Annotated in this window: 27 protein-coding genes and 1 pseudogene; 16 read left to right on the plus strand and 12 right to left on the minus strand. The window is 46.5% G+C overall.

Annotation, left to right across the window (positions count from 1 at the left end; genetic code table 11):
- Window positions 1–201: 201 nt before the first annotated feature.
- Together QUA01_RS06440 and QUA01_RS06445 are read left to right on the plus strand one after the other, a co-directional pair.
- Window positions 202–591, plus strand: coding sequence for a NirD/YgiW/YdeI family stress tolerance protein (locus tag QUA01_RS06440; RefSeq protein WP_333088098.1), 390 nt, complete (start codon window positions 202–204; stop codon window positions 589–591).
- Window positions 592–823: 232 nt separating this feature from the next.
- Window positions 824–2,146 (plus strand): CO2 hydration protein, encoded by a 1,323-nt coding sequence (locus tag QUA01_RS06445; protein WP_333088100.1) that lies wholly within the window; start codon window positions 824–826, stop codon window positions 2,144–2,146.
- On the opposite strand, the gene QUA01_RS06450 is transcribed toward QUA01_RS06445, so the two are convergent.
- Window positions 2,137–2,460, minus strand: a complete 324-nt coding sequence (locus tag QUA01_RS06450) for a hypothetical protein (RefSeq protein ID WP_333088103.1) — start codon at window positions 2,458–2,460, stop codon at window positions 2,137–2,139. The two genes, QUA01_RS06445 and QUA01_RS06450, sit on opposite strands and share 10 nt — an antisense overlap.
- Window positions 2,461–2,531: 71 nt before the next feature.
- On the opposite strand from QUA01_RS06450, the gene QUA01_RS06455 reads away from it, so the two are divergent.
- On the plus strand, window positions 2,532–2,738 hold the full coding sequence (locus QUA01_RS06455) for a hypothetical protein (protein WP_106150778.1): 207 nt from the start codon (window positions 2,532–2,534) through the stop codon (window positions 2,736–2,738).
- Between the two features lie 145 nt (window positions 2,739–2,883).
- On the opposite strand, the gene QUA01_RS06460 is transcribed toward QUA01_RS06455, so the two are convergent.
- Entirely contained in the window at window positions 2,884–3,099 is a 216-nt protein-coding gene (locus QUA01_RS06460; protein ID WP_333088413.1) for a type II toxin-antitoxin system HicB family antitoxin, read from the minus strand.
- 494 nt (window positions 3,100–3,593) lie between these two features.
- Between QUA01_RS06460 and QUA01_RS06465 the strand changes: the two genes are divergently transcribed.
- Entirely contained in the window at window positions 3,594–4,022 is a 429-nt protein-coding gene (locus QUA01_RS06465) for an IS607 family transposase (protein WP_442921530.1), read from the plus strand.
- Window positions 4,013–5,278, plus strand: a pseudogene (locus tag QUA01_RS06470) (RNA-guided endonuclease InsQ/TnpB family protein); the annotation flags it as partial. The gene QUA01_RS06465 and the pseudogene QUA01_RS06470, both read left to right, overlap by 10 nt.
- Before the next feature lie 90 nt (window positions 5,279–5,368).
- Here the strand turns inward: QUA01_RS06470 and QUA01_RS06475 are convergent.
- Window positions 5,369–5,839 carry a hypothetical protein gene (locus QUA01_RS06475; RefSeq protein ID WP_333088105.1) on the minus strand — a complete coding sequence of 157 codons (471 nt, stop codon included), beginning with the start codon at window positions 5,837–5,839 and terminating at the stop codon, window positions 5,369–5,371.
- A 193-nt stretch (window positions 5,840–6,032) separates the two neighbouring features.
- Between QUA01_RS06475 and QUA01_RS06480 the strand changes: the two genes are divergently transcribed.
- The 4 genes from QUA01_RS06480 (at window position 6,033) to QUA01_RS06495 (ending at window position 7,170) form a co-directional block, all read left to right on the plus strand.
- A complete protein-coding gene (locus QUA01_RS06480) occupies window positions 6,033–6,245 on the plus strand; it encodes a helix-turn-helix domain-containing protein (RefSeq protein WP_193974409.1) in 213 nt (70 codons plus the stop codon).
- 78 nt (window positions 6,246–6,323) lie between these two features.
- On the plus strand, window positions 6,324–6,536 hold the full coding sequence (locus tag QUA01_RS06485; RefSeq protein ID WP_006631306.1) for a helix-turn-helix domain-containing protein: 213 nt from the start codon (window positions 6,324–6,326) through the stop codon (window positions 6,534–6,536).
- Window positions 6,537–6,622: 86 nt separating this feature from the next.
- Window positions 6,623–6,835: a helix-turn-helix domain-containing protein gene (locus tag QUA01_RS06490; protein ID WP_006631308.1), complete on the plus strand. Its 213-nt coding sequence runs from the start codon at window positions 6,623–6,625 to the stop codon at window positions 6,833–6,835.
- Between the two features lie 140 nt (window positions 6,836–6,975).
- Window positions 6,976–7,170 carry a hypothetical protein gene (locus QUA01_RS06495; RefSeq protein WP_333027259.1) on the plus strand — a complete coding sequence of 65 codons (195 nt, stop codon included), beginning with the start codon at window positions 6,976–6,978 and terminating at the stop codon, window positions 7,168–7,170.
- 132 nt (window positions 7,171–7,302) lie between these two features.
- Here QUA01_RS06495 and QUA01_RS06500 read toward each other — a convergent pair whose 3' ends face one another.
- The 5 genes from QUA01_RS06500 to QUA01_RS06520 all read right to left on the minus strand — a co-directional run bounded on the left by QUA01_RS06500 (window position 7,303) and on the right by QUA01_RS06520 (window position 13,802).
- Window positions 7,303–7,659 (minus strand): hypothetical protein, encoded by a 357-nt coding sequence (locus tag QUA01_RS06500; protein ID WP_333088106.1) that lies wholly within the window; start codon window positions 7,657–7,659, stop codon window positions 7,303–7,305.
- A complete protein-coding gene (locus tag QUA01_RS06505) occupies window positions 7,646–8,185 on the minus strand; it encodes a group I truncated hemoglobin (protein WP_333088107.1) in 540 nt (179 codons plus the stop codon). Before QUA01_RS06505 ends, QUA01_RS06500 begins: the two co-directional genes overlap by 14 nt.
- 773 nt (window positions 8,186–8,958) lie before the next feature.
- Window positions 8,959–11,184: a photosystem I core protein PsaB gene (gene psaB / locus QUA01_RS06510; RefSeq protein ID WP_333088108.1), complete on the minus strand. Its 2,226-nt coding sequence runs from the start codon at window positions 11,182–11,184 to the stop codon at window positions 8,959–8,961.
- Window positions 11,185–11,292: 108 nt separating this feature from the next.
- Entirely contained in the window at window positions 11,293–13,587 is a 2,295-nt protein-coding gene (gene psaA / locus QUA01_RS06515) for a photosystem I core protein PsaA (RefSeq protein ID WP_194010323.1), read from the minus strand.
- Window positions 13,588–13,655: 68 nt separating this feature from the next.
- Window positions 13,656–13,802 (minus strand): hypothetical protein, encoded by a 147-nt coding sequence (locus QUA01_RS06520; RefSeq protein WP_333088110.1) that lies wholly within the window; start codon window positions 13,800–13,802, stop codon window positions 13,656–13,658.
- A gap of 427 nt (window positions 13,803–14,229) precedes the next feature.
- Here QUA01_RS06520 and QUA01_RS06525 point away from each other — a divergent pair, with 427 nt between their 5' ends.
- The 5 genes from QUA01_RS06525 to QUA01_RS06545 all read left to right on the plus strand — a co-directional run bounded on the left by QUA01_RS06525 (window position 14,230) and on the right by QUA01_RS06545 (window position 18,618).
- Window positions 14,230–15,816 (plus strand): hypothetical protein, encoded by a 1,587-nt coding sequence (locus QUA01_RS06525; RefSeq protein WP_333088111.1) that lies wholly within the window; start codon window positions 14,230–14,232, stop codon window positions 15,814–15,816.
- A gap of 104 nt (window positions 15,817–15,920) precedes the next feature.
- Window positions 15,921–16,889, plus strand: coding sequence for an arsenosugar biosynthesis arsenite methyltransferase ArsM (gene arsM / locus QUA01_RS06530; protein ID WP_333088113.1), 969 nt, complete (start codon window positions 15,921–15,923; stop codon window positions 16,887–16,889).
- A 114-nt stretch (window positions 16,890–17,003) separates the two neighbouring features.
- Window positions 17,004–17,906, plus strand: a complete 903-nt coding sequence (locus QUA01_RS06535) for a GAF domain-containing protein (protein WP_333088114.1) — start codon at window positions 17,004–17,006, stop codon at window positions 17,904–17,906.
- Window positions 17,907–17,921: 15 nt separating this feature from the next.
- The gene (locus tag QUA01_RS06540) at window positions 17,922–18,323 is read left to right on the plus strand and encodes a GAF domain-containing protein (protein ID WP_333088115.1); all 402 of its coding nucleotides are present in this window, start codon (window positions 17,922–17,924) and stop codon (window positions 18,321–18,323) included.
- Complete coding sequence (locus QUA01_RS06545) at window positions 18,277–18,618, plus strand: hypothetical protein (RefSeq protein ID WP_333088117.1); 342 nt, start codon at window positions 18,277–18,279, stop codon at window positions 18,616–18,618. The genes QUA01_RS06540 and QUA01_RS06545 overlap by 47 nt, the downstream gene beginning before the upstream one ends.
- 103 nt (window positions 18,619–18,721) lie before the next feature.
- Here the strand turns inward: QUA01_RS06545 and QUA01_RS06550 are convergent, their stop codons facing one another.
- Both QUA01_RS06550 and QUA01_RS06555 read right to left on the minus strand, forming a co-directional pair.
- The gene (locus tag QUA01_RS06550; protein WP_333088118.1) at window positions 18,722–19,201 is read right to left on the minus strand and encodes a DUF2726 domain-containing protein; all 480 of its coding nucleotides are present in this window, start codon (window positions 19,199–19,201) and stop codon (window positions 18,722–18,724) included.
- A 103-nt stretch (window positions 19,202–19,304) separates the two neighbouring features.
- A complete protein-coding gene (locus QUA01_RS06555) occupies window positions 19,305–20,021 on the minus strand; it encodes a hypothetical protein (RefSeq protein WP_333088119.1) in 717 nt (238 codons plus the stop codon).
- 282 nt (window positions 20,022–20,303) lie between these two features.
- On the opposite strand from QUA01_RS06555, the gene QUA01_RS06560 reads away from it, so the two are divergent.
- Entirely contained in the window at window positions 20,304–21,944 is a 1,641-nt protein-coding gene (locus tag QUA01_RS06560; RefSeq protein WP_333088120.1) for a thioredoxin-like domain-containing protein, read from the plus strand.
- A gap of 132 nt (window positions 21,945–22,076) precedes the next feature.
- On the opposite strand, the gene QUA01_RS06565 is transcribed toward QUA01_RS06560, so the two are convergent.
- Together QUA01_RS06565 and QUA01_RS06570 are read right to left on the minus strand one after the other, a co-directional pair.
- Window positions 22,077–22,880 carry a circadian clock KaiB family protein gene (locus QUA01_RS06565; RefSeq protein WP_333088121.1) on the minus strand — a complete coding sequence of 268 codons (804 nt, stop codon included), beginning with the start codon at window positions 22,878–22,880 and terminating at the stop codon, window positions 22,077–22,079.
- Window positions 22,881–22,948: 68 nt separating this feature from the next.
- The gene (locus tag QUA01_RS06570; protein ID WP_333088414.1) at window positions 22,949–24,193 is read right to left on the minus strand and encodes a type IV pilus twitching motility protein PilT; all 1,245 of its coding nucleotides are present in this window, start codon (window positions 24,191–24,193) and stop codon (window positions 22,949–22,951) included.
- Between the two features lie 306 nt (window positions 24,194–24,499).
- Here QUA01_RS06570 and QUA01_RS06575 point away from each other — a divergent pair, with 306 nt between their 5' ends.
- Window positions 24,500–25,897, plus strand: coding sequence for an amidase (locus QUA01_RS06575; RefSeq protein WP_194066128.1), 1,398 nt, complete (start codon window positions 24,500–24,502; stop codon window positions 25,895–25,897).
- Window positions 25,898–25,916 lie beyond the last annotated feature (19 nt).

Genomic DNA, 25,916 nt, shown 5'->3' on the forward strand with positions numbered 1-25,916 from the left:
AGAAAGTAGAGGATAGAAAAAGTACGAGTCTTTGATGATTCTGCTTTCTTCTTCTTTCTGCTTTCTTCTTCTTCCTTATGCCAGCCGATTATAAATGTGTTAAAGTAGGATATAGCCTTCAACGACGGCAGCTTCATATAATAGACGCGAGAGTTTGAGCTAACTGACAAAATAGCACTGATTGCCAGGAAATAAGAACTCATGAAACGGAAAAAACTTTTTAGTTTGCTCGCAGTGACAACCATTCTTTCATCTGCAGCAGCCACTTCTGTCTTTGCACAAGCCCTAACTCGAATCAGCGATTTGCGACCGTCGAGAACACCAACTACCATCTCTGGGAAAGTAGTCGGTTTTGGAGATGCTGATGACAATGAGTGGATTATCGACGACGGCAGCGGTCAAATTAGAATCGATGCCGGCCCCCGCTCCTGGCGCAATATTAATGTATCAAAAGGTGAAACAATCAGAGTTGTTGGCGAGATAGACGACGGTGAATTTGATGCTTTTTCTATTACTCGCTCGAACGGCTCAGTAATTAACATCCGCTCTCCCAAAGGCCGGGAGCCTTGGGATGACAAAGAGGACGATTAACTGCAAAATTTTGCGCTATCTGTCTGCTGAGCCTGGGATTGCGAACAAGAAGATTGCCTCCGACATTCCTGGAGGCATAAAAACATTCAAACCTTAGTTTTTTACCATTCCTCGTGACTTTAACGAAAAATATTCGTAAAGGAAACAAATTTCTGACTGCCTGTGCGTAAGCCCTAGGCCTAATTCCAAATATTTCTAAATAGTCAAATTCATTCAAACCAAGGAACAAACAATGGTACAAACACCTACTAAACCAGCAACTAAATTGCCTCCTTCCAAGCACGAATTTGCCGAAGTAATTCACAGACTGGAAGCTGGCGGCGCGATGATTCCAGATACGCCGGAAAATCTGATGCAAATCATCGCGATTTGGAAGGCCTACGCGGTGCCGATGGACTTCTACTGGCGGGATTTACTTTACATCGCCGAACGGGTATTTTTACACCCGCTGCCCTTCTTTAAATACTTCTTACCCCAGGAGTATTTAGATTTGCAAAATCACTATTCAGGTGACGGTGCAGATTTGCGGATTTGGCGGGGGACTGGAAGCGCACACCCGGAACTTTTGGAGTTCATGGAAAATGGGGAAACTGGCAAAAAGTCGCGACTGTTTCACCATTTGTGGCACGATCGCATTAACATGGAATTTGCCGAAGAGGTCATGAGGTCGATGCTTTGGCACCGGGGGATGTACGTTCCTGTCAATCAGTTTGACCCTTATCTCGACAGCGACGAATACAAAGCTAATGCCGATCGCGCCATTAAAGCTTACTTCAAAAAAGATCCGTTCATGCTGGCGCTGCACAAAGCATTCCCGGATTTGTTTTTAGAACAGTGCCGCCAAATGTCTTATTACAGCAATCTCGGCTTGTTTTGGGAAGTAATGGCCCCGGTGTTTTTTGAAGTTTCCGACTTGTACGACGAAGGCAAAGTTACCACAGTCCCGCAGGCGATGGATTTCATCACAAATGGCATATTTGCGATCGCCGGTCGTCCGATTTACCACCACGTTGTCATCGACGGAGAAACCTACGAAATAATCCCGAAATCTAAAGGTTTCACTTGGCTGTACGAAGCAGCGCTACCTTATGTAGAAGCTATATTTTACCGCACTTCGCCGTTCCGGGGAACCAAATCGTACAACGCGCAAGCCAAGGAAGTTCCCGACGATCAAAAAGACTTCCACTACGGAGTTTTGTATGCAGATAAATTCCCAGTAGGTACTGCCGGAATTCCGCCGACTTTGCTAGCACAAGATATGCTGCACTTCCTGCCGCCTTATTTGATGGATTTCTACAAACAGCGGTGTCGTGGCGAGGATGATATTCTCAATCAAATTGGGGTGACGTTCCAGCGATCGATGTACTGCGTTACTTCGGGGGTGATTCAAGCTTTGCGGGTTGCCCTACTGTATCCTTTGGACGATCCAAATCCGAAGCATTTGAAGGCGAATCGGGCGTTTTTCGAGTCTCAGATCGATCGCTTCTGCCGCCCGGAATACGGCATGAAATACGCAGCGAAGTTGAAGAACATTCAGACTTCAGATTACAGATAAAAGATGTTGGCGGGCGGGCTAGAATCCCACCACACAACAGAACTCATTCTTTGTGGAACAGGCATTTTGCCTGTTCTCGACAATGGTGCAAAATATAAATTGCAACTGACATGGAAAAAAGAGAGTTGTTTAATCGATTTCAAAAAAGGTATGATATTAAATAAATTAGCATCATAAATATACATCTCTCTCTTCTCCTCCTCTGCGCTCTCTGCGCTTTCTGCGGTAAAAAAAATCCAATCTAAAAAAGAATCCTGAATAGCCAAGATATCGCAAAATATATCAAAGCAACCGATTAAATAAATTAGCATCATAAATATACATCTCTCTCTTCTCCTCCTCTGCGCTCTCTGCGGTCAAAAAAAATCCAATCTAAAAAAGAATCATGAATAGCAAAGATGTCGCAAAATATATCGAAGCAACCGACGGAATTTCCAAACCTTGGCTGTTAGTGCAATTGCGGCTGAAAAAATTGCAAGAAAGGCGATCGGAAATTTCTGCAGAAGAGTATGTTACAGAACTTGCCGATATCCAGCAGGATTTAATGAATCTAGGGGAATGGTGGGTAGGAATAGAAGATGAAGTGTTTTAAAAGTTAAATCGCGATCGGTAAAATCAGCAATTCATCAATAGTCTAATTCCATCATCTAGTTGTCTCAGTTTAATAGACAAAGAGAACAGGTGATTCACGAAGAAGGATAGCTGCGATTCACAAACTTTTCGGCTTTGGATTATACTCAGGCGATTTGAAGAATGCTAGGTTCGGGGATGGGTTCACCTTCTTCCTGCCAAGCTTCTAGATACATTTCGAGCACTTCTTCGTCATGTCGGATGGCTGCTTCGCGGGTTTGGCCGTGGGTACAGGGCATGATAACGCGATCGGCAAATTCTGGAATAGTCACTAGGAAAAGTTGATCTTCGTCAGACCATTGGATGCTGATACTGTACTGTATCGATTCATGAATCTTCCTGCTTTAACTCGTCGAGTTCCGCTAACAATATTGCCAACTGCTTCTCTCTCATAGCGTGGCACATCATCTCCGTCTTTGCCTGGAATTGTTAAGGTTTTGCAAATCAAAGGATGCTGCTATCTCTCATGGCTACGTTTTCCGCGTTTTGCCAAATAAAGCCTTCGCGGGTAATCTGAGCTTTTAACTCGCGAATTTTTCTAGACATGGTGATTGTCCATTTTCTACCTCCATTGTATTCTAAAACTTTATTAAGTTTATAGGCAGTAGTAGTCAATAATGGTATTATGTAGTCAGGATGTCGAAAATGAAACTACCTGACTACGCCAAAGCAATAGGCATAAGTTACACAACCGCGTGGCTAAGAGTGGAAGGCAAATAAGCTGCCACATCCGGCACGGCAGACCGAAAGCGGTCTAATTATAGTTGACTACTTACCGCAAGCGCCATCAAACCAGGTTAAAAAGAACCGAGTCGCTATTTACAGTCGAGTCTCATCTTCGGAGAATAAGGACAACCTCAACCGCCAATCGGAGAGGTTGACTGAGTACGCCATTACTAACGGTTATCAAGTTGTTAGAAATGTCAAAGAAATTGGCAGCGGACTAAACGACCACCGAAAACAATTAGAAGCACTGTTGCAACAAAATGACTACGACATTTTATTAGTTGAACACAAAGACCGTTTGGCTCGATTTGGCACAAATTATCTAGACGTTCTACTACTAAGATTAGGAATTAAGCTGGAAATAGTTAACTTAGCAGAAAATGGAAAAGATGAGTTGATGCAAGACTTAGTGGCTATAGTTACAAGCTTTGCTGCTCGACTCTACGGACAACGACGTGCCAGCAGAAAAACAGAAAAAATAATTGCCGAGTTGAAAGATGGAGGTGCTGAATGCAGCTAGTAGAGAAGCACATCATTAAATCAACAGAATCTCGTTTCGCTGAAATTGACCAACTAGCTTTCAAATCCAAAAATCTGTACAATGCCGCTAACTACGTCATTCGTCAGAACTTTATTTATGGATGGGGCTATGCCAATTACAACGAGATGAACCGATTGATGAAGTCTCAGGTCGCATATAAGGCTTTACCCGCCAAAGTAAGTCAGCAAATCTTGATGGTTCTAGATCAGAATTGGAAGTCGTTTTTTGAAGCCGTCAAAGCATACAAAACCGACTCCTCTAAATTCACTGGTCGCCCAAAATTCCCAAAGTACAAAGATAAGCTTAAAGGTCGAAACCTTCTCGTCTACACGATTCAGGCGATTAGCAGCAAACAATTGAGAAACGGAATTATTAAACTTTCCGGCACTGAACTCTCAATCAAAACTAAAGTCAACCCCGACCAAATTTGTCAAGTTAGGTTGGTTCCGAAATGTGATTCCTACGTAATTGAGGTAATTTATGATGAGCCGGAGTCCACCGTCAGCGACGACAAATTCGTAGCAGGTATTGATTTAGGACTGAATAATTTAGTGGCGTTAACTTCAAATCAACCGGGATTTGTCCCGCTGTTGATTAACGGGCGACCATTGAAATCGATTAACCAGTTCTATAACAAGCGCAAAGCGCAATTACAATCCCAATTGAAAGGGTGTCGCAAAACTTCGCCCCGCATTCAGCGCTTAACTCGCTGCCGCCATCAAAAAATAGACAATTATTTGCATCATGCAAGTCGCACGATTGTCGATGTCTTGGTCGCACAACAAATTGGGATGCTAGTAATCGGTAAGAATGCACAGTGGAAAACCGAGATCAATCTCGGAAAGCAAACCAACCAAAACTTTGTTAGCATCCCTCACGCTCGATTAATTGAGATGCTGGAATACAAAGCTTTCTTGGTTGGAATTAAGGTGAGCGTGCAGGAAGAATCTTTTACCTCCAAAGCCAATTTTCTAGGCTTAGATCCAATTCCTGTTTACGGGAAAACAGAAACAGAACCTGTTTTTACTGGGAAACGGATCTCACGAGGTTTGTACAAAACATCAACTAATCAGTTGATTAATTCTGACGTGAACGGTGCTTACAACATTCTCAGAAAAGCAATCCCAAATGCGTTTAGCGATGGGATAGTGAGCTGCGTAGTTCGAGCCTTGCGCGGGTTAATCCGCTCAAAGTAAAACAGAAAGGGGAGGGCTGACGCCTCCCATGTCATTGCAATAAATGACTATAGTTTTACCAGCTATCCATTAGCCATTTATTTGAATTGTGCCTGTGCCCATTCTCACAGTTGCTCGTGCGATCGCACTTTAAAATTTTTCCATCAAATCTTTTTCTTGGGCGTAAACATCTCGTAGCTGTTGCAGCGCGGCCCCTGAAATAACCGATTTAACATTAGCTACCAAGAACCCCCACTCCAGCAATCTGTCAACTGAAACAGCTTTTTTAAACTTGTGCGTGTAGAATTTAGTCCAAAATGCCGGTGCTAGCTTGCTTTTCCAGCGTTTGTACCATCTGCCAAAATCTTGAAGGGCGATCGGCTTTACTTCTATAATTGGGGGAAAATCGGCGTAGCTGACAAAGCGGCTGATGTGTTTGGCGTGCACGTAAACCATGTAGCGGCAGCATTCGATGCGGTAAATCTCGTCTACTGCGATATCGAACAGCAGTGCGACTGTTTCTTCGGTGACGAATCGCGCCAGCGGATGCAGGATGGGAGATTTGTGAATTATCTTGGATTCTGCGATCGTCGGCGATTTTGACTGATTTTCTGATATCATTGGTTGTAGACCTCTGGATATGGTAAATGCACCTGTCGATAGAGAGTAAATCTCTTGATGGTCGGTGTGGAGGACAGATAATATCTGTCGAGATGAGGTTTAATAAACGATCGCCTTTTAGTTTTCGAGGCCAGAGGGCGATCGGCTTTTTATATACAGTAATTGTACGACGCAACTGCATCAACTGTCAAGCATGGGTTTAGTCAGGCTAAAAATTCGGGAACTAGCGGCGGAGAAGGGCTGGACGCTTAAAGAAGTATCCGATCGCTCTGGGGTAATTTATAGCACCGTCAGAAGCTATGCTCGGCGTCCTGAAATGGCAATGGTAGACTTTACTTGCCTGCGGAGGTTAGCTCGAACTTTTGATGTGATGATTGAGGATTTGGTTGAGGTTTTGGAAGAATAGCCGATCGACCTTGAGCATCCTCGGTCAAAATAATCTATATTTTATAAAATAACTACGCAATTGCATCAACTATCAAGCATGGGTTTAGTTAGAATTAAAGTCAGAGAACTAGCCGCCGAGAAAGGTTGGACATTCAAGGAAGTTTCAGAACGTTCTGGGGTGGTGTACAACACTGTCAAGCACTATGCCCGCTGTCCCGGGCTGACAACGGTTGACTTTACCTTACTGCTGAAATTAGCTCGAACTTTTGATGTGATGATTGAGGATTTGGTTGAGGTTTTGGAAGAATAAGCTGTTCGACCTTGAGCATTCGAGATTGGGGCGATCGCTTTTTCAGATATAATTATTTTAAAACGCAACTGCATTATTTGTCAAGCATGGGTTTAGTCAGAGTTAAAGTGCGAGAGCTAGCGGCCGAGAGGGGCTGGACATTTAAGGAGGTGGCTGAGCGATCGGGCGTGATCTACAGCACCATAACCAGCTATGCTCGTCGTTCCGAAATATCAATGGTTGACTTTACCGCCCTGTACAAGTTAGCGCGGGCATTTGATGTGATGATTGAGGACTTGGTGGAGATTATTGAGGAATAGGTAATTGCCCTTTCCACGTTTCCACTATAAACTTTTTGTTTCGTCTTGTCAAGACGCGCTTAAGCATTTTGCATCGCAGCTAAAAGCTGAGGTTAAAAGTGCTAAGATTTAGTCGAAGTTGTTAATCTCCCGTTACCTTTGTGACTAGAGCCAGTACCGCCATCGGGGTGAGCCCCATCATCAAGGAACTTGTGCAGAAAAAGGCGCTAGCAACCCGACTAACGCTGAAGGAAATTATCTATGTCGGGATGCTGGCGATTGACGAGTTGGACGAAAAGCGCCTGCAAGAGTTGGCCGATCAGGTGCATCAGATGCAGGTGAATGGGGAGATTTGAGTGGTTGAGGGCAAATCCCTACCCTTCCCGAAGGCACGCGCGTTAGGGATAGCTTCGCTCGCGCGGACTTCGGGTGAAGTAAGGTAAGGGCGATCCTATGGAACTTGTGTACCGAGCCAAATTCTGATTTTTCTACCAATAAATGGGGGTGCTGCCCTTGTCAACGGGAGCGTTCTCCAATTTAGAATTTGTACCCGTTTCGGTGCTCTTAGCCCCACACAGTTTGCTCAAATCAACTATCGTGGTATCCGAGCGCTGATAAAAACACAAAGGTCGATCGTTGGATTGAGGATGGGGTGGAGCAAAAGTAGCAGGCCTGGAAAAGCGCTCAGAAGACTGCCTCGGCATTGGGGATACTGGAACTTTCATCTCGGTGGTTGGCTCTGACGGTTTTGCATGGGCGGAGTCGGCCGTTACCATTCCTGACAGTAGCAGAAATGCCACCGAAAGCAGGAGGAGATAGGAGCGTTTGATATTACTTTTCGACAATCTTGCTTCTGAGACTATTAACAAATGCCAGGACTTCGACTTTCTCTGGTTGATTGACCCTATTTTTATCGAGAGCTTGGGACACACCATTAGCAAAAGCGTTAAATTCATTGTTCGTGAGACCTCCATCCATTCCACTATGGGAAAGCTTCATAGTCCGCCCTGTATAAACACAAGGCCCCCCTGCTGCTTGGCAGAATTGATCCACTAACAACTGACGCAGCCTCTGTTTTGAGTTTGTGCCCAAGCCAATAAAGTATTTACCAATTAATTGGTCAGCGAATATGAAAGTTGCTGAATCATCAATGACGGCTGCGATCCCGTTGTAGCCTCCTAGCCTAGTGTAGAGAGAATTTCCTCCGGGAACTTGTGCAATCAGATCTGTAGTTACTTTTTCTGCGGATTCTTGTCCTGACATCATCGGCGTAGAACGAGCGAAACTAGGGCTTAATCTGAAAGTAGTCACTACTATGACTGTCATACAAATTAATGTCAACAACATTGCCAAAGATTTACTGATTTTCATTGAAAAAGCTCCAATTGTGATGGTAATATGGTTAATTGAATCTTCAGCACTAAGTCATTTACAGATACATAGGCTTCAAAAGCCGGCAGCCAAAGTATAAGCCCAACTAAACTTAGTTTTTCACTCTGTGCGATGGTAAAGAGGCGATGGTAAAGAGGCGATGGTAAAGAGGCGATGGGAAAGAGGCGATCGGTCGTCACATCACTTGATAACTTTAGCATCAAATTATTTTAGGGTAGATTTTGTAATATTTCTTAGATAAGTCAGCATTTGGTGATGGATTGACTTCACATTGTGTTGCGTCTTGTCAAAACGCGGTTAAACAAGTTGCATCGCAGCTAAAAGCTCAGGTGAAAAGTGCTAAGTATGTTCCAATCCCTTTGAGCTTCTTGAACACTTGCCAATGACGCATCAAGCGCTACTGGTCTTTGCTCAATGCTGGGATACCGTAGTCCAGCATAGCAGAGGAGGCGATCGGCTAAGCCTCAGCAATCGGCAGTAATACCATTTTTATAAAGTTTTGGGACAGAAGAAGTTTTGGGTTTGTTTACACTCTGCGAGCGATGGGACAGGTGCGGATCTGTTAGATTGTCGATTTTTAGTTAGGGATGTTTTATGGCGATGCACCCTACGACTCAAAATGAGGTTTTTAGGATAAATTGATCGCCCTCAGATTCCTGATTAACAGCTTCAATTAACCAACACATCAAAAAAAAATCCCCCGCCAGAAGGCAGGGGATTTAATTTAATTACCTAGAAACCAGAGTTCAGAGTTACCCGAATTTCCCGGCCGTCGAGGCAATTACAAAGGCCGCGTAAGTGAAGACATTACCCACAGTAAAGTGAACTAAGCCAACCAAACGACCTTGGACGATCGACAAAGCAACAGGCTTGTCTTTCCAGCGAACCAAGTTGGCCAAAGGAGTGCGCTCGTGAGCCCAAACCAAAGTCTCGATCAGCTCTTGCCAGTAACCTCTCCAAGAGATCAGGAACATGAAACCAGTTGCCCAAACTAGGTGTCCGAATAAGAACATCCAAGCCCAGACTGACAAGTTGTTAGTACCATACGGGTTGTAACCGTTGATCAACTGAGAAGAATACAGCCAGAGGTAATCGCGGAACCAGCCCATCAGGTAGGTAGAAGACTCGTTGAACTGAGCCACGTTACCTTGCCAGATGCCTAGGTGCTTCCAGTGCCAGTAGAACGTTACCCAAGCTAGGGTGTTCAACATCCAGAAAACAGACAGGTACATCGCGTCCCAAGCAGAGACATCGCAGGTACCGCCACGGCCGGGGCCGTCGCAAGGGAAAGCATAACCGAAGTCTTTTTTGTCTGGCATCAGCTTAGAACCGCGTGCATCCAGAGCGCCCTTGACCAAAATCAAGGTGGTGGTGTGCAAGCCAAGTGCGATCGCGTGGTGAACCAAGAAATCGCCAGGTCCGATCGCCAAGAACAGAGAGTTAGTGCTGCTGTTAATTCCGTCCAACCAGCCTGGGAGCCACACGTTAGCGTAGTTCGGCCAAGCGGTAGAAGCAATACTGTCAGGGTTAGACAACAGTACGTCCATGCCGTACAGAGCCTTTCCGTGAGCAGCTTGAATGAACTGTGCGAACACTGGTTCAATCAAGATTTGTTTTTCGGGAGTTCCGAAAGCGACTACAACGTCGTTGTGAACGTACAGGCCGAGAGTGTGGAAGCCCAAGAACAGCGAGACCCAGCTCAAGTGAGAGATAATCGCTTCTTTGTGCTGCAACACGCGATCGAGCACGTTGCCTTTATTTGCTTCAGGATCGTAGTCCCGCACCAAGAAGATAGCTCCGTGGGCGAAAGCGCCGACCATGATGAAACCAGCAATGTACTGGTGGTGGGTGTACAACGCAGCCATTGTCGTGTGATCCTGCGCCATGAAAGCGTAGGGAGGCATCGCGTACATATGCTGTGCTACCAGGGAGGTGATCACGCCTAAAGCAGCGAGGTGCCAACCCAATTGGAAGTGCAGCGAGTTGTTGTAGGTCTCGTAAATGCCTTGGTGAGGCATATTGAACGGGCCTTCAACTTTTTTGCCAAAGAAATCTTTGGCGTCACACATTTCTTTGATGCTGTGACCGATACCGAAGTTAGTCCGGTACATATGACCGGCAACGATAAACAGAACTGCGATCGCCAAGTGGTGGTGAGCAATATCTGTCAACCACAGAGATTCTGTCTGAGGATGGAAGCCACCCAAGAAAGTCAGAATTGCTGTTCCTGCACCTTCGGCAGTACCGAAGACATGGCTCGCTGCATCTGGGTTTTCGGCGTATACGCCCCAGTTACCCGTGAAGAACGGAGCCAAACCTGCTGGGTGAGGCGGAGTTGACAAGAAGTTGTCCCAACCTACGTGCTGTCCGCGAGATTCGGGGATAGCAACGTGAACCATGTGACCCGTCCAAGCCAAAGAGCTGACACCGAACAAACCAGCCAAGTGGTGGTTGAGGCGAGATTCAGCATTCTTGAACCAAGACAAGCTCGGGCGGTACTTGGGCTGAAGGTGCAACCAACCTGCGAACAGCATGACAGAAGCCAGCAGTAGCAAGAAGATAGCTCCTTGATACAGGTCGCCGTTAGTCCGAACCCCTTGGGTGTACCACCAGTGGTATACGCCGGAGTAAGAGATGTCAACAGGGTTAGAAGCGCCAGCTTGAGTGAAAGCTTCTACTGCAGGAGCACCGAATTGAGGGTCCCAAATCGCGTGAGCGATCGGGCGGACATTTAGGGGGTCTTTAATCCACTGTTCAAAGTTACCTTGCCATGCTACGTGGAACAGGCTGCCCGAAGTCCACAAGAAAATGATTGCTAGGTGGCCGAAGTGAGAAGCAAAAATCTTTTGGTAAAGATTTTCTTCGGTCATGCCATCGTGGCTTTCAAAATCGTGCGCTGTGGCAATCCCGTACCAGATCCGCCGTGTGGTCGGGTCTTGGGCAAGGTCTTGGCTAAATTTTGGAAATTTCGTTGCCATAAGCCTTGATTAATCCTGAATCCTGAACGTTGAAGAGGTTCGGTTCCGAGGTTTGGATTCTGGGTTTGAGATTGCTCCCAAATCCTGAATCCAAAACCTAAAGGTAGTTTACCCTACCGAGATGATTCGCGCTAGGAAGAATGCCCAAGTAGTGACAATTCCTCCCAGGAGGTAGTGAGCTACACCCACTGCCCGACCCTGAATAATGCTCAGAGCGCGAGGCTGAATCGACGGAGACACTTTGAGTTTGTTATGAGCCCAAACAATGGACTCAATCAGTTCTTGCCAGTAGCCGCGGCCGCTGAACAGGAACATCAAGCTGAAAGCGAATACGAAGTGTCCGGCTAGGAACATCAGACCGTAGGCCGACAGTGCCGAACCGTAGGACTGAATTACCTGAGAAGCTTGCGCCCACAGGAAGTCCCGCAGCCAGCCGTTAATCGTGATCGCACTTTGTGCGAAGTTGCCGCCGGTGATGTGAGAAATTGTGCCGTCTGGCGATACTGTTCCCCACACGTCCGACTGCATTTTCCAGCTAAAGTGGAAAATCACGATCGAGATGCAGTTGTACATCCAGAACAAGCCGAGGAAAACGTGATCCCAACCGGATACTTGGCAGGTGCCGCCACGGCCGGGGCCGTCGCAAGGGAACCGGAAGCCCAAGTTACCTTTGTCAGGAACCAAGCGTGAACTGCGTGCAAACAACACGCCCTTCAAAAGAATCAGGACTGTAACGTGAATTGTGAAAGCGTGGATGTGGTGGATTAAAAAGTCCGCCGTACCCAATTCGATCGGCATCATCGCTATTTTGCCACCGACTACTACTGCACCGCCGCCAAAAGCGTGGCTGACGATTTCCGTAGCATTAGGCGCTGTTGTGCCCGGAGCCAAAGCGTGGATGTTTTGCACCCACTGGGCAAATATCGGACGCAACTGAATCCCGGTATCCGAGAACAAATCTTGAGGACGACCGAAAGCCCGCATTGTATCGTTGTGAACGTACAAACCGAAGCTGTGGAAGCCTAAGAATATGCAAACCCAGTTGAGGTGAGAGATAATTGCATCTCTATGGCGGATTACGCGATCGAGCAAGTTATTAACGTGCTGAGTCGGATTGTAATCTCGCACCATGAAAATTGCTGCGTGAGCCGCTGCTCCAACAATCAGGAATCCGCCAATCCACATGTGGTGGGTGAACAGGGATAGCTGAGTCGGGTAGTCGGTTGCGATGTACGGATACGGAGGCATCGCGTACATGTGGTGAGCCACGATGATGCTCAAAGAGCCCATCCAGGCCAAGTTCCACGACAGTTGGCAGTGCCAAGACTGTGTGAAAATTTCGTACATTCCCTTGTGGCCTTCGCCAGTGAAGGGGCCTTTGTGAGCTTCCAGAACTTCTTTGAAGCTGTGGCCAATGCCCCAGTTCGTGCGATAGAAGTGTCCAGCGACGATGAACAGCACTGCCAAAGCTAAGTGATGGTGCGCTGTATCTGTCAGCCACAAACCGCCTGTAGTAGGGTTCAGACCGCCTTTGAAGGTCAGGAAGTCTGCGTATGCGCCCCAGTTGAGGGTGAAGAAGGGGGTTAAACCTTTTGCGAAACTCGGGTAGATGTCAGCCATCAAGCCCGGTGTCAAAATCCACTCATGCGGCAGGGGGATATCAGCAACTGTTTTAATCAGCTTGCCGCCCACTGTCAGGGGTGCGCCTGCATCTATCGCGTCCATGCAAGCATTTATCGGCAGAGCAACGTGAATTTGTTGTCCTGCAAAGCCCAAGCATCCGCAGCCGAGCAAACCTGCCAAGTGGTGGTTCATCATCGATTCTACGTTCTGAAACCATTCCAGTTTCGGAGCGCGGACGTGATAGTGGAACCAACCGGCAAATAGCATCAAAGCTGCCATTACCAAAGCGCCGATCGCAGTGCAATATAGCTGGTATGAGTTAGTGATGCCATTAGCGCGCCACAGTTGAAACAGACCAGAGGTGATCTGAATTCCGTGAAAGCCGCCGCCTACATCTGCATTTAAAATTTCTTGACCAAAAATCGGCCAAACCACTTGAGCGCTGGGCTTAATGGCTGTTGGATCTGTCAGCCAAGCTTCGTAGTTGGAGAATTTAGCGCCGTGGAAATATGCGCCGCTTAACCATACGAAAATTACTGCCAAGTGGCCGAAGTGAGCGCTAAAGATTTTGCGCGAAACGTCTTCTAAATCACTTGTATGACTGTCGAAGTCGTGAGCGTTAGCGTGGAGGTTCCAAATCCAAGTGGTGGTTTTTGGCCCCTTAGCTAGAGTGCGATCGAAATGTCCCGGTTTAGACCACTTCTCGAAAGAAGTTGGAACGGGATCTTTATCGACTACTACCCTAACTTTTACCTCTCGCTCTGGAGGACTAATGGTCATGAAGACTCTCCTCTCGGTAAGACAAGGAACGAGAACTGAATACTGTATCTGACATTTCCCACGCTTAATTAGGCGGGGTATTCTCGGTTGATCGATACTGCTTGCACTTCACTCTTTGCAGAGTTAGATGCAGGTGTACCGTTTCCCCAAGCATTTTGCTTCTCTAAAGAAGCCAGTTCCCCAGTGTCGCTAACAATATATCTGGGTACTGCCAACTCTTCTCGTTATCTGAAGCAACCGATCGCATCCTTAATATCAGGTTTGATGCGGCTGCTCCTTTTGAGGGAGTTTTATGAATTATAAGCTTGCTACAGGACTATTCATCGCTTGTTAACAATACTTAAAAAACCTTCTATTCTTGATGCTATCAGCCCTTTATTTTTCACATAGCCTTGCAAAAGTCAAGGGGTATTGCAATTAAATTTACAAAACTCAAAGATAAGGTAATTGAGGAATACTCAGTTTATAGAGAGATTTTTGGGAAAACGGCTGCGAGATTTATTCGCGAGCTCGGATTAGTCGCCCGCATAGCCCCAACCCAAGGAAGAGAGCTCTCAGGAATTCTCGATCGGCAATTCCCCAATACAACATTCAGTTTTGGGCTATAGTTCCCTATGAGAAGGCTTCTAGGAGTATGGTTGCGTGATTGGCATCAATTGGCACAGAACGGTTGCGGGCAGGCTGGTGGCATTGTTCGCAGCAGCAGTATTAATTTTCGGTTTAGCAAGTTGTGGGGCGCGCGAGTCCGAATTCCCCGCATCAGGGAACAAGAGTGGCTCAGCTACCGCCCCAGCAAACAAAATTTCAGAGGTTTCTCCCCCAGAAGCCATTCAACAACTGCGTCAGGCGCTAGAAATATATCAGCCTCAAATTAGTATTTTGAATCCCAAACCTGACGAAGTGCTTCAGGATATAAATGTGTCCGTTCAGTTCCAAGTAAAGAACTTACCCCTTTTCAAAGACGCAAACTTGGGTTTGGGGCCCCACCTGCAAGTTTTATTAGACAACCAACCTTATGCAGCAGTTTACGACATCAACCAGCCTTTAACACTCTCAGACTTAGAACCAGGAACCCATACCCTGCGGGTGTTCGCGGCTCGTCCTTGGGAAGAAAGCTTTAAAAACGAAGGTGCTTACGCCCAAACCACCTTCCACATTTTTACCAAAACACAGAACAATAATCCCGATCGAACATTGCCCCTCTTAACGTACAACAGCCCCCAAGGCAGCTACGGGGCAGAACCCATCATGCTTGACTTTTACCTGACAAATGCTCCCCTGCACCAAGTGGCGCAACAAAATTCCCAAGATGAAATACTCGATTGGAAAATTCGAGCCACAGTTAACGGCCAAAGCTTTGCGATCGACCAATGGCAACCTATATATCTTAAAGGATTCAAGCCAGGGAAAAACTGGGTACAGCTAGAATTGCTCGACGAGGCGGGAAATAGCGTCAAAAACGCCTTTAACAATACAGCCAAACTGGTAAATTACCAACCCCAGGGGCAAGACACCCTTTCCAAATTAGTGCGGGGTTCCCTAACGGTAGCAGATGCTCGCGGCATAGTCGATCGCACCTACCAAGCCCCCACACCCAAACCAACCCCAACCCCACAACCAACACCCCCACCAGCAGTAGAAAAAATACCAGCAGCCGAACCCGAAGCAGCAGTTCCAGAAACGCCCGTAACCCAACCTAACTTAGATAGAACAATTGCTCCCGAAGTTGCACCCGTTCAAATAACAGAACCCGCACCCACAGCCACCCCGCAACTCCAAGCACCGAAAATTGTGGAACCAGTTCAAGAAATAGAACCAAAACCCACAACAACACCAGAATTAGAATCACCGAAAATTGTGGAACCAGTTCAAGAAATAGAACCACAACCCACAGCAACCCCACAACTACAAACCCCCAAACTTGTAGAACCAATTAAAACAATAGAACCGATACAAACAGCACCCCCAACACAAAAACAGGAAGATGGAGGATACTACAATCGGTTCCGCAACTTTTTGCATCAAGTTACCGAACCCGATACCTTTTCAAATTCTCCAACTCTGCCAGAAATAACCGAAAAAGCTCCAATACCAAAAATAGTCGCTCCTGCACTACCAGAAACATCTCCCAATCTGATAGCGCCAGCGCCCCCAGTTGCCACTCCCGAAAACTCCCAATCAGCCCCAGAACGAACAGTTTTTGAACCAGAAAACCCGCCCAAATCCTAACAAAAATTCAAATTGGAAACCTAAATATTTCTGAATTAATCAGCGTTCATCCACGTAAATCCGCCTCAATCTGCGGTCAAAAACAAAAACCAGAAAAATCAAAAATGACCTATCTCGAAACTGCGGCCCAATTCTATAGCGACGTAGCCGAAACACCCCAAATCGGACTTTGCTGCGTCCAAAGCAGCCCCTTGCAACTGCCAGGATTAAACATCCCCCAACAAATGCAAGAAATGAACTACGGCTGCGGCACAACAGTTCACGCCGCCGAACTTGTCGGTAATCCCATCGTGCTTTATGTCGGAGTCGGCGGCGGCTTAGAAGCACTGCAATTTGCTTATTTTTCTCGACAAAAAGGAGCAGTGATTGCCGTTGACCCGGTTGCAACAATGCGAGACGCGGCTGCACGCAACTTGCAAAAGGCAGCCCAAGAAAATGATTGGTTTGATGCGAGTTTTGTAGAAATTCGCGAAGGCGATGCTTTTGCGTTGCCGGTGCCCGATGCCTCTGTCGATGTTGTTGCACAAAACTGCTTGTTTAATATCTTTGAACCGGCGGATTTAGCTAAGGCATTAAAAGAGACCTATCGAGTGTTGAAGCCAGGGGGTAGGTTGTTAATGAGCGATCCGATCGCAACTCGCCCCATTCCGCAGCATTTGAAGGAAGACCAACGCTTGCGGGCCTTGTGTTTGTCCGGTGCTTTGACATACGAAGAATATGTTCAACACCTTGTAGACGTGGGTTTTGGGCAAGTGGAAGTGCGGGCGCGCCGTCCTTACCGATTGCTGGACAAACACAATTATCAATTGGATGCGGATTTGCTGTTAGAAAGCCTGGATTCGGTGTCTTTCAAAGTGGATGTACCGGATGACGGAGCTTGCATTTTTACTGGCAAGACGGCGATTTATACGGGGTCTGAAGAGCTGTTTGATGACGGGGCTGGCCACGTTTTGCAGCGCGGAGTTCCGGCGGCGGTGTGCGATAAAACTGCTGGGAAGTTAGGGGGATTGATGCCGGATAAGGTGTTGATTACTGATTCGACTTGGCATTATAACGGCGGCGGTTGCTGTTAGATTTGGTTAGGAATGGGGGAGGTAGCTTTTACCGCAGATATACCTCTTTCAACTCATTCTGCTGATAGTTATCTCTAGACAGTGCCTGATTAAAATTATGATAGGAGTTATTGTATGAGTTTGAGCGATTTTTTTAAACCTCTGAACCCTGAGGATTTTAGAGATATGATGCGAGATGTTTGTTGCAAGGGACATCGAGAGCGTCAAACTCTCAATCAAATTCTATCATTGATAGATTGTATAATTGACGGTGTAGAATTTGAGCCAATCATTTATGAAATGATCCAAGACATTACTCTAAAAACAGGGGAATGGTTGAAGGCAGATAGAACGACAATTTTTATATTCGATCAAGAGCCAAATGAACTGTGGGCTATTGTCGCTAAAGACGAAAACGGCAAAAATTTAGAGATCAGATTTCCCGCTAATCGGGGCATTGTGGGAGAAGTAGCCACGGAGAAAAAACTGGTAAATATTACCTATGATTTCTATGATGACCCACGTTCTGTCAATGTCAAAAAAATTGACGAAAGAACAGGATATCGCTGTTATACAATGCTGGCGATGCCTCTGCTCGATGAAGGAACAGGCGAGTTAATGGCAGTAGTCCAACTGATTAATAAACTCAAGCCAAACCACAAAGATTATAATACTTTAGGCGAACAGATTGACAATGTAGGGTTTACTCAAGCAGACGAACAAGTTTTTAGAGAATTTGCCTCGTCCCTTCGCTTAGTTGTAGAGTCGTCCAAATCTTTCTATGCCGCCAGTCAAAGACAACGGGCCGCCACAGCGCTGATGAACGCCATCAACGCTCTTTGTCAGAGCAGTCTAGACTTAGAAGATACCCTAAAAAGGGTGATGGATCAGGCCCAAGAACTCATGAACGCCGATCGCAGTATCTTGTGGGTGTTCGACGAAGATAAAGACGAACTGTGGACGAAAATCCCGATCGGTGGCGACCTTAAAGAACTTCGCATACCCAGAACCGCCGGTTTTGCAGGCATCGTCGCCTAATCCGGCGAACCGCTGTTGATTCCCTTTGACGTATACGACGACCCCCGCGCCGAAAATGCCAAAAAAATAGACCCAAAAACTGGCTACCGCACTTGCAGTATGCTTTGTATGCCAGTATTTAACTCAGCCCACAAATTGATTGGCGTCACCCACTTAATTAATAAAAAACGAAAAGGAGAATTCCCCCCCTACAACCCGGCAGATTGGCCACAGGCCCCCGACCAGTGGAAAGCGAGCTTCAATCGCAACGACCTGGAATTTATGAAAGCGTTTAACATCCAAGCAGGAGTCGCCCTGCAAAACGCTATCTTGTTTTCCAAGGTCAAACAAGAAGAAAACAGACATAAAGATATAGTGCGATCGCTCCCTAATGGTGTCATCTCCACAGATAAAAAAGGTAACATTATTTACCGCTAACGATCGGGCTAAACAATTGCTAGGTGGCGAGGGAGAAGTCGTAGAGGGTGTATTTTTGGGTGATTTGATTAAAATCGAGAATGAGAATTTTAGTCAATGGTTAAATGCGGCTTTGTCACCCAAAGGCGATCGAGATAGAGAGCAATATTACCGCAATCGGGTTCTATTGCCATTGCAAGGAGAACCGCAGAATATCAATCTGTGGGTTAACTCGATCGCAAGTGCGATCGAACACAAAAAAATTAACGGTGTATTGGTTATTTTGGAAAATAATTGCAGGGAAAACCAAGGATAAAATTTGGGAGAAGCAAGAAGAGTGTATTGTTGGTGAACCCGCCCAGAAGCCATATATTAATTAGCTTGGTATTTTCGGACATAAATAACCTAACTATTCCTAGTTACCAAGCTATATCCGGGACTTGAGGCGCGACTGATTCCCTGCAATATTGCGTGATTAGTGCTTGGGCATTTTTCCTGTTTTGTCCTGTGTATAAATTGTAAACTACTTCCTCATCTTGAGACGAGAGATATAACAAACCACAGTTTTTTACCCGCGAGTAAATTAAGGGAACTTTGGCAAACTCAAGTAAAGTAGCTTTTTTACGATCGCGCTTTTTCGCTTCTGGGCTATCGTGGTACTGAGACTGAAACTCTACTACTAGGCAAGGATTGTAGTTTAAGTCTGTGATTAGAGCATCGACAGCACTGGGGCTAAATAAAAACTTTTTGAGTTCCCAGTCAAGGTTGCTGACTTGTTCGCAAATTTGGGACAAGCTAACCTGTGTATGAATTTTATAGTTGTTGTCTACACAGGTATGAAGAAATTCAAGCATTCTTTCTTCGTAAGAGTTGACAAGTCTTTTGGCTTTTACAGACATTAGTTTTGCTCCAGTATCAAGTTAATGATTTGTAGTTCTATGAGAAACCCCAGGTTCCTTATCTGCTTCATCAAAATCCTAAAAGTTAGTTTCCAAAGTCCGACTAATTTCGCTGTATTTTGCTGCTAACTACAGCCGCTTCATAATCTAATATAATTTTTACGAAATAACCCAAAAACTCTTCTAAAATAGCACTATAACTAATACATACTTGGAATGTGTAAGGAAAAAGTTTATCTTGACTGAGAACCAGATAGCTCTCGGGGTCGCTCAAAGTATTGGGGTTAAATTCATCTAAAATTCTGCTGGGTAACACAGTTCCATATCCATATCCATCTTCATCTCTTAACTTATTCAAATAAAAATCGCCTACTATTTCACCTTCCTCGAAAAGAGACCAATAGTTAGGGTGAAGTGACTCTAAAAATAAACTTTTCTTGCTTGGTAATACCCAAAAAATTCCTTTTATAATGTAACCTAGGGTTAGTTCCTCTTCGATATATGTGTGAGACTTCAGTTGCAAGAGATATGGTTCTAAAACTTCTTCAGGAATAGAAATACATAAACCCTCTTTCCGCTGACCTAAAATAAGTTGATAACGTTTATCTCCTTTCCCAGGATTCTTAAGTCTGTATCCTACATATTGAGATGTTCGTTTCTCCTCAAACTTTTCGTAGAAACCAAGTTGCTTCAGCAAACGGGTAGCTAGCGATATCAAATCCTCTCCGCCTTCAATGACCTCAATTTTGGTTGAAATCAGGCGAGGGACTCCATTTTCTACCTCAAAGCGCTGGATGAGATCGTAGATGATCTTTGACATTGACCACTTCCTAAAAATCTTGGCTAAGGTTCATAGAAATAGATTAAACCTGCTAGCCCAAGATGTCAAGTATCTTGGCTAAGATTCCTGGATTTGTCTAAACGATGGATTCCTTAAGTATTTATACGCAATAACGACGGTTGGGCATCTTTCCTCCCTTCTCCTTCTCAGCGCCTTCTGCACCCTCGGCGGTTTCCTTAACCTCCCTTTTTCCCCATGCCGCGAAACTTCCCGCTAAATTAAAGAAGGTAAAAAATTATTCAGACCCTACCAGGAGATGCCATGCCTCGCGTCAGAGCACCAGAATTCCCCGTAAAGTACCCGTGGCTTAACACCGAGAAACCTTTATCCATTGCATCCTTAAAAGGGCGTGTCGTCCTCCTCGACTTCTGGACGTACTGCTGCATCAACTGCTTGCACGTCCTCCCAGACTTAAAATACCTCGAACAAAAATATAAAGATTCCCTCACAGTTATCGGCGTGCACTCGGCTAAATTTGAAAACGAAAAAGAAGTAGAAAATATCCGCCAAGCTATCCTCCGCTACGATATTGAACATCCCGTAATCGTAGACAGTGGCATGAAAGTTTGGCAAAGCTACGCGGTTCGCGCTTGGCCGACTTTAATGGTGATCGATCCTGAAAGTTATGTCGTCGGCTTTGTTTCCGGCGAAGGCAATAGAGAAGCACTTGATGAGTTAGTTGGCAAGTTAATTGCTGAATACAAAGATAAAAAGGTGCTCAACTTTAAACAACTCAGTTTTAGGTTAGAAAAACAGCGCAAACCTGTATCAACACCGCTGGCTTTTCCCGGTAAAGTGCTGGCATTTGCCATTACTTCAATGGAAGCAAAACAGCTTGACCAAAATGAAGCGCTTTTGGGCGAAATGACTGAGGACAATCAATCTGTAGATGAAACTGTATTGCCGGGGCCTGCGAACTCAGTTCAACAAAGCTTGGTTGGTTCTTGCTTGTTTGTTGCAGATTCTGGACACAATCGAATTGTTGTTAGCTCTACTGAAGGTGAAGTGCTGCACGTCATCGGTACGGGGAAAGCGGGTTTAACTGATGGCAAGTTTGAAGAAGCTGAGTTTTCTGCCCCTCAAGGTATGGCTTTTGATGCAGAAAGTCAAATTCTTTATGTTGCTGATACGGAAAATCACGCTCTCAGAAAGATTGATTTTACAACTGAGCGGGTGGAAACTGTTGCTGGTACTGGCGAACAAAGTCACGAAATTGCACCCCGCAGCGGCAAGGGTTTAGAAACGCAATTGAATTCGCCTTGGGATTTAGAAAGGGTTGGAAATAGACTTTTTATTGCAATGGCGGGTTCCCACCAAATTTGGGAAATGCAGTTAGACACTGGCACGATCGCCACTTATGCAGGTACGGGCCGGGAATCTTGTGTTGACGGAAATCTGGCAGAATCTGCTTTTTCTCAGCCCAGCGGCTTGGCTACGGATCGATCGGAGTTGTTTGTTGCTGACAGCGAAATTAGTTCGATTCGCGCCCTCGGTGTAGATGAAGACCCGAAGGTGCGTACTGTCTGCGGTAGCGGTGAACTGTTTGGTTTTGGGGATAAAGATGGCCGCGGTGAAGATGTGAGATTGCAGCACTGTTTGGGTGTGGAATACAGTCAAAATTATCTGTGGGTTGCTGATACTTACAATCACAAAATTAAGCGGATAGACCACCGCAGCGGTACTTGCATAACGATGATTGGAGATGGTACTGCAGGTTTGGCTGACGGTACTGGTCTCAAGGCTCGGTTTTCTGAACCTTCAGGCTTGAGCGCGATCGGGTCTCATTTGTTTGTTGCTGATACAAACAATCACGTCATTCGGCGAGTTGAGTTGGATACGCTGGAAGTCACAACTTTAGATTTAGGGGGTTTGTGCGCGCCGGATGTTTGTCTTCCTGATTGAGCCGATCGACTTTGGGAGCATCTGTGCGGAGAGTCAATCCGACGAAAATGGCAGCGATAGCACTTGGATTTTTCACAGCGAATACTCCTGCAAAACCGAGTGCGATCGCCAGTATTCAATAATCGCTAAAATCTAAAATTCTGAATTGCTCAGCAACCGCACTATTTTTTCGGCATCGTTCAATTCCCCGACTATTCGTCGCACCGGTTTTGGCCAAATTTTAATCAAAGTAGGTGTTGCTGAAATCTGATCCGCCTCAGCTTGTTCGGGATGTTTTAAAACATCAATTACTTTTAAAGTGTAGGGAAGATTGAGGGATTGTTCTAACAATTGATGTAATGTTTCGAGGGTGCGTTCGGTACTCTGGTTGATGCCGGAAACAAACAGCCGCAAAACGTATCCTAGAGTTGGTGGCGGTGGAGTGATGGCTGCGGGTTGGGGAAGCGCTACCTGCAGAGATTGTCCAAAGCGCGAGGGAGGTACGATCGGGAAACTGCCAAAGTCCGATCGCCCAACCGAGAGGGGATACTGTACAACTAAGTCGTGATTTTCCCAGAGTTCGGGGAATTGTTTGTAATAAGTGGCGATCGGCATCGGTTCGCACATTTCGTCGCTGCGGGCCTCCCAAACCAAGTCCCCAGTGCCAAAAATGGCATTCAGCAGCGTTTGATGGCGCAGCACCGGCGGGTATGCCTCGGCGACAACCCGCAACTCTCGATCGATCCGATCACCCCAACAGTCAACGGTGGCCGTGTAGCAAGGTATCAAAAAATGTGGCGGTTCCGACAAACCGAGTATTTCCTGTAAAGCTACGCACAACTGCAAGTGCCACTGATTTTGCTTGCGGGGGTCTATGCAATAGATTAAGTCTCCCCCCGGTGTAAACAGCGCAATGCCTTTGAAAAATTCCGGCAAACTCGGGCGATCGACTTTCATTGAAGTACACACATAAAAGTTAACTTTTAACTGTTAAAAGTTAAAAGTTAAAAGTTAACACTCGAATTTTAGACTCGACCTCGGAGCATCTGAGCCATTTCGTTCGGGGCCGGCGAGTTTTCTACACAAAGCTCTTCAGTAATCCGGCCTTCTTGATAAAGACCGTAGAGCGACTTATTCATCGTCGTCATGCCTTCATAAGTATCTTTGATCATGATTTGATTAATTTCCTCATTCTGCCCCTTCAGAATGTATTCCTTAACCACGTCGGTATTGATCAGAACGTCGTGAAAAGCTGCCCGCTTGCCATCTGTGGTTTTGCACAGCAGTTGAGCAATAATCGCCACTAGGGATTCGGAAATTGACACCCGTATGGCCTCTTGTTCTTCCGCCGCGAACATATCCAGAATCCGGTTCAGGGTTTTAATCGCACTGTTGGTGTGCAGGGTTCCTGCAACTAAGTGACCGGTTTGAGAGGCTTTGAGGGCGATTTCCACCGTCTCTCTGTCCCGAATTTCTCCGACTAGCAGCATATCCGGGTCTTGTCGCAGTGCGCCTTTGAGAGCATTCATAAACTTGAGGGTGTGCCGGCCGACTTCGCGGTGCTTGATCAAGGATTTTTTGCTTTCGTGTACAAATTCTACCGGGTCTTCGATCGTAATGATGTTGTAGGCTTTATTCTTGTTGATGTAGTCGATCATGGCGGCCAAGGTGGTAGACTTGCCCGAACCTGTCGGGCCCGTCACCAAAATCAGTCCTTTGTGGTAGCCGCATATTTTCTTAAAGACATCTGGCAGCTTCAATTCCTCCATTGTCATGATTTTGGCAGGAATTAGCCGCAGCACCATCGCCGGGCCTGCCAAGGAGTCCATGCAACTGATCCGGATGCGGACAAAGCCGAAGTCGAAAGCGCCGTCAAAGTCTAGGGTTTTTTGGAAAATTTCTATTTCTTCATCGCTCATGCACTCGCGCAGCCAGCCAAAAAACGTATCTAAATCTGTCTGTGGATAGCCGATGTCGGCAATTTCGCCCCTGGTACGGAAGCGAGGGAATTCGTTTACTCCGAGGTGAAGGTCGGATACTCCTTCTTCTTTGGCTCGGATTACTAGCTCTTTCAAACTCGGAACTCCGCCGCTGCTAGAGTTGGGGTTTTTAGGTGTGGCTGAAGATTGAGGCGCTGGTGCGGGCGGTGCTGGTGGGGGGGGCATTCCTGCTGTTCTGGGAATGCCTGGGAGGGGAGGGCGGGGCAGTCCTGGAGGTGGGGGTGCTCCGGGTAGGGGCGGGCGAGGTGCTGGCGGGTGCTGTTGTGTCATATGCGCTACCTTGGTTTGCTGAGAAGGCTGACTCGAACAGAGGATTTGTGGAAGTGGCACAATGCCGATCGCCCGAAGAGCGTCTCTTTCACAAAAGCTGGACTCTTCCGATCAGTCTATCCCAAAAGAAGAGCACACGGCGTTGCACCTGTAAGGAAATATTCTGCCCCTTGCAGGATGCGAGTCAAATCGAGCTACTATCGAATATGGATTTTCGACATGGGAAATATTGTTTTACAGCCCACATTTTTACTTAGTAAGCAAGTATAAAATGATACTCAATAAAGCCGTTAAGGACTTAAACCGATGAATTCTGTCGATCGGGCTTTTACTCCAGCCCTGGAATTAGCGAAATCGATCCGCGATCGGGAAGTATCGCCTCTAGAAATTGTCAATCTGTACTTGGAACGGATCGATCGATTAAACCATCAGCTTGGTAGTTATTTTACAGTAACGGCCGATCGGGCGATCGAACTAGCGACAGCGCAAACCGAACACCTAGCAGGCTTAAACAAGTCAGAGGAATTGCCACCGTTTTTCGGAGTGCCGATCGCCATCAAAGACTTGACACCAGTTGCCGACATTCCCTGTACTTACGGAGTTCAGGCATTGCACGGTAACATATCTCCCTACAACGAGTCAGTAGTCTGGCGGATCAAAGCAGCCGGATTTAACATTCTGGGCAAAACAGCAACCTCTCAAATAGGCTCATTGCCTTACACCGAACCCCCAGGTTTCCGGCCCGCGCGCAATCCCTGGAATTTAGGCTACACGCCCGGAGGTTCCAGCGGCGGCTCAGCAGCGGCTGTAGCGGCCGGTTTGTGCGCGATCGCCCAAGGTTCAGACGGCGGCGGTTCGATCCGAGGCCCAGCTTCCGCCTGCGGTTTAGTCGGCATCAAACCATCGCGCGGGCGAGTTTCCTGGGCACCAGTCGGAGACTACCTAAGCGGCATTTCTGCCAACGGCCCTCTAGCGCGTACCGTGGCTGACGCGGCCGCACTTTTGGATGTAATGTCAGGGTACACAACCGGCGATCCGTACTGGCTACCAGACCCAAATCCCACGTTTCTAGAGTCTGCCAGTGAAAAATTGGGCAAGCTGCGAATTGCTTTTTCTACCAATATTGCTCCCGTCGGTGAGGCAGCGCCTGTGTGTCAGCAAGCGGTGCTCGATACCGTAAAATTATTGGCAGATTTGGGTCACGATGTCGAACCGGGATGCCCTGATTTTACGGGTTTAATCGAACCCTTTACAGTAATTTGGCAGTCTGGGGCGGGTGCAAGCGGCATTCCCAGCAAAGTTTTGGAACCGATGAATCGCTGGTTGTTGGAAAGAACTGTTTCTGCGGGAGAATATCTGCGGGCGGTGAATCAAATGCAGGTTATTTCACGGCGGATTGTGGGATTCTTTGAAAATTTTGATGTCTTAGTTTTACCGACTTATATGCACTCGCCAATTGGCATCGGCGAGTGGGCTGATTTGAGTTGTGAGGAAACTTTGCAGCGGATTATTAATTGGGTTGCTCCTTGTCCGCCATTTAATGCTAGCGGTTTGCCTGCGATCGCACTTCCGGCAATTTTAGATGATAACGGTTTACCCGTGGGCATTCAAATTATCGGGCGGCCGGCAGCGGAAGCAACTTTAATTGCTTTGGCGGCGCAGATGGAAGCAGCAAAGCCTTTCCCAGTTTTGAATTTTCAATAGGTTTGTAGTGAGGACTAAA

The organism is Microcoleus sp. S36a_B3 (genome assembly GCF_036700745.1).
GTDB lineage: Bacteria > Cyanobacteriota > Cyanobacteriia > Cyanobacteriales > Microcoleaceae > Microcoleus.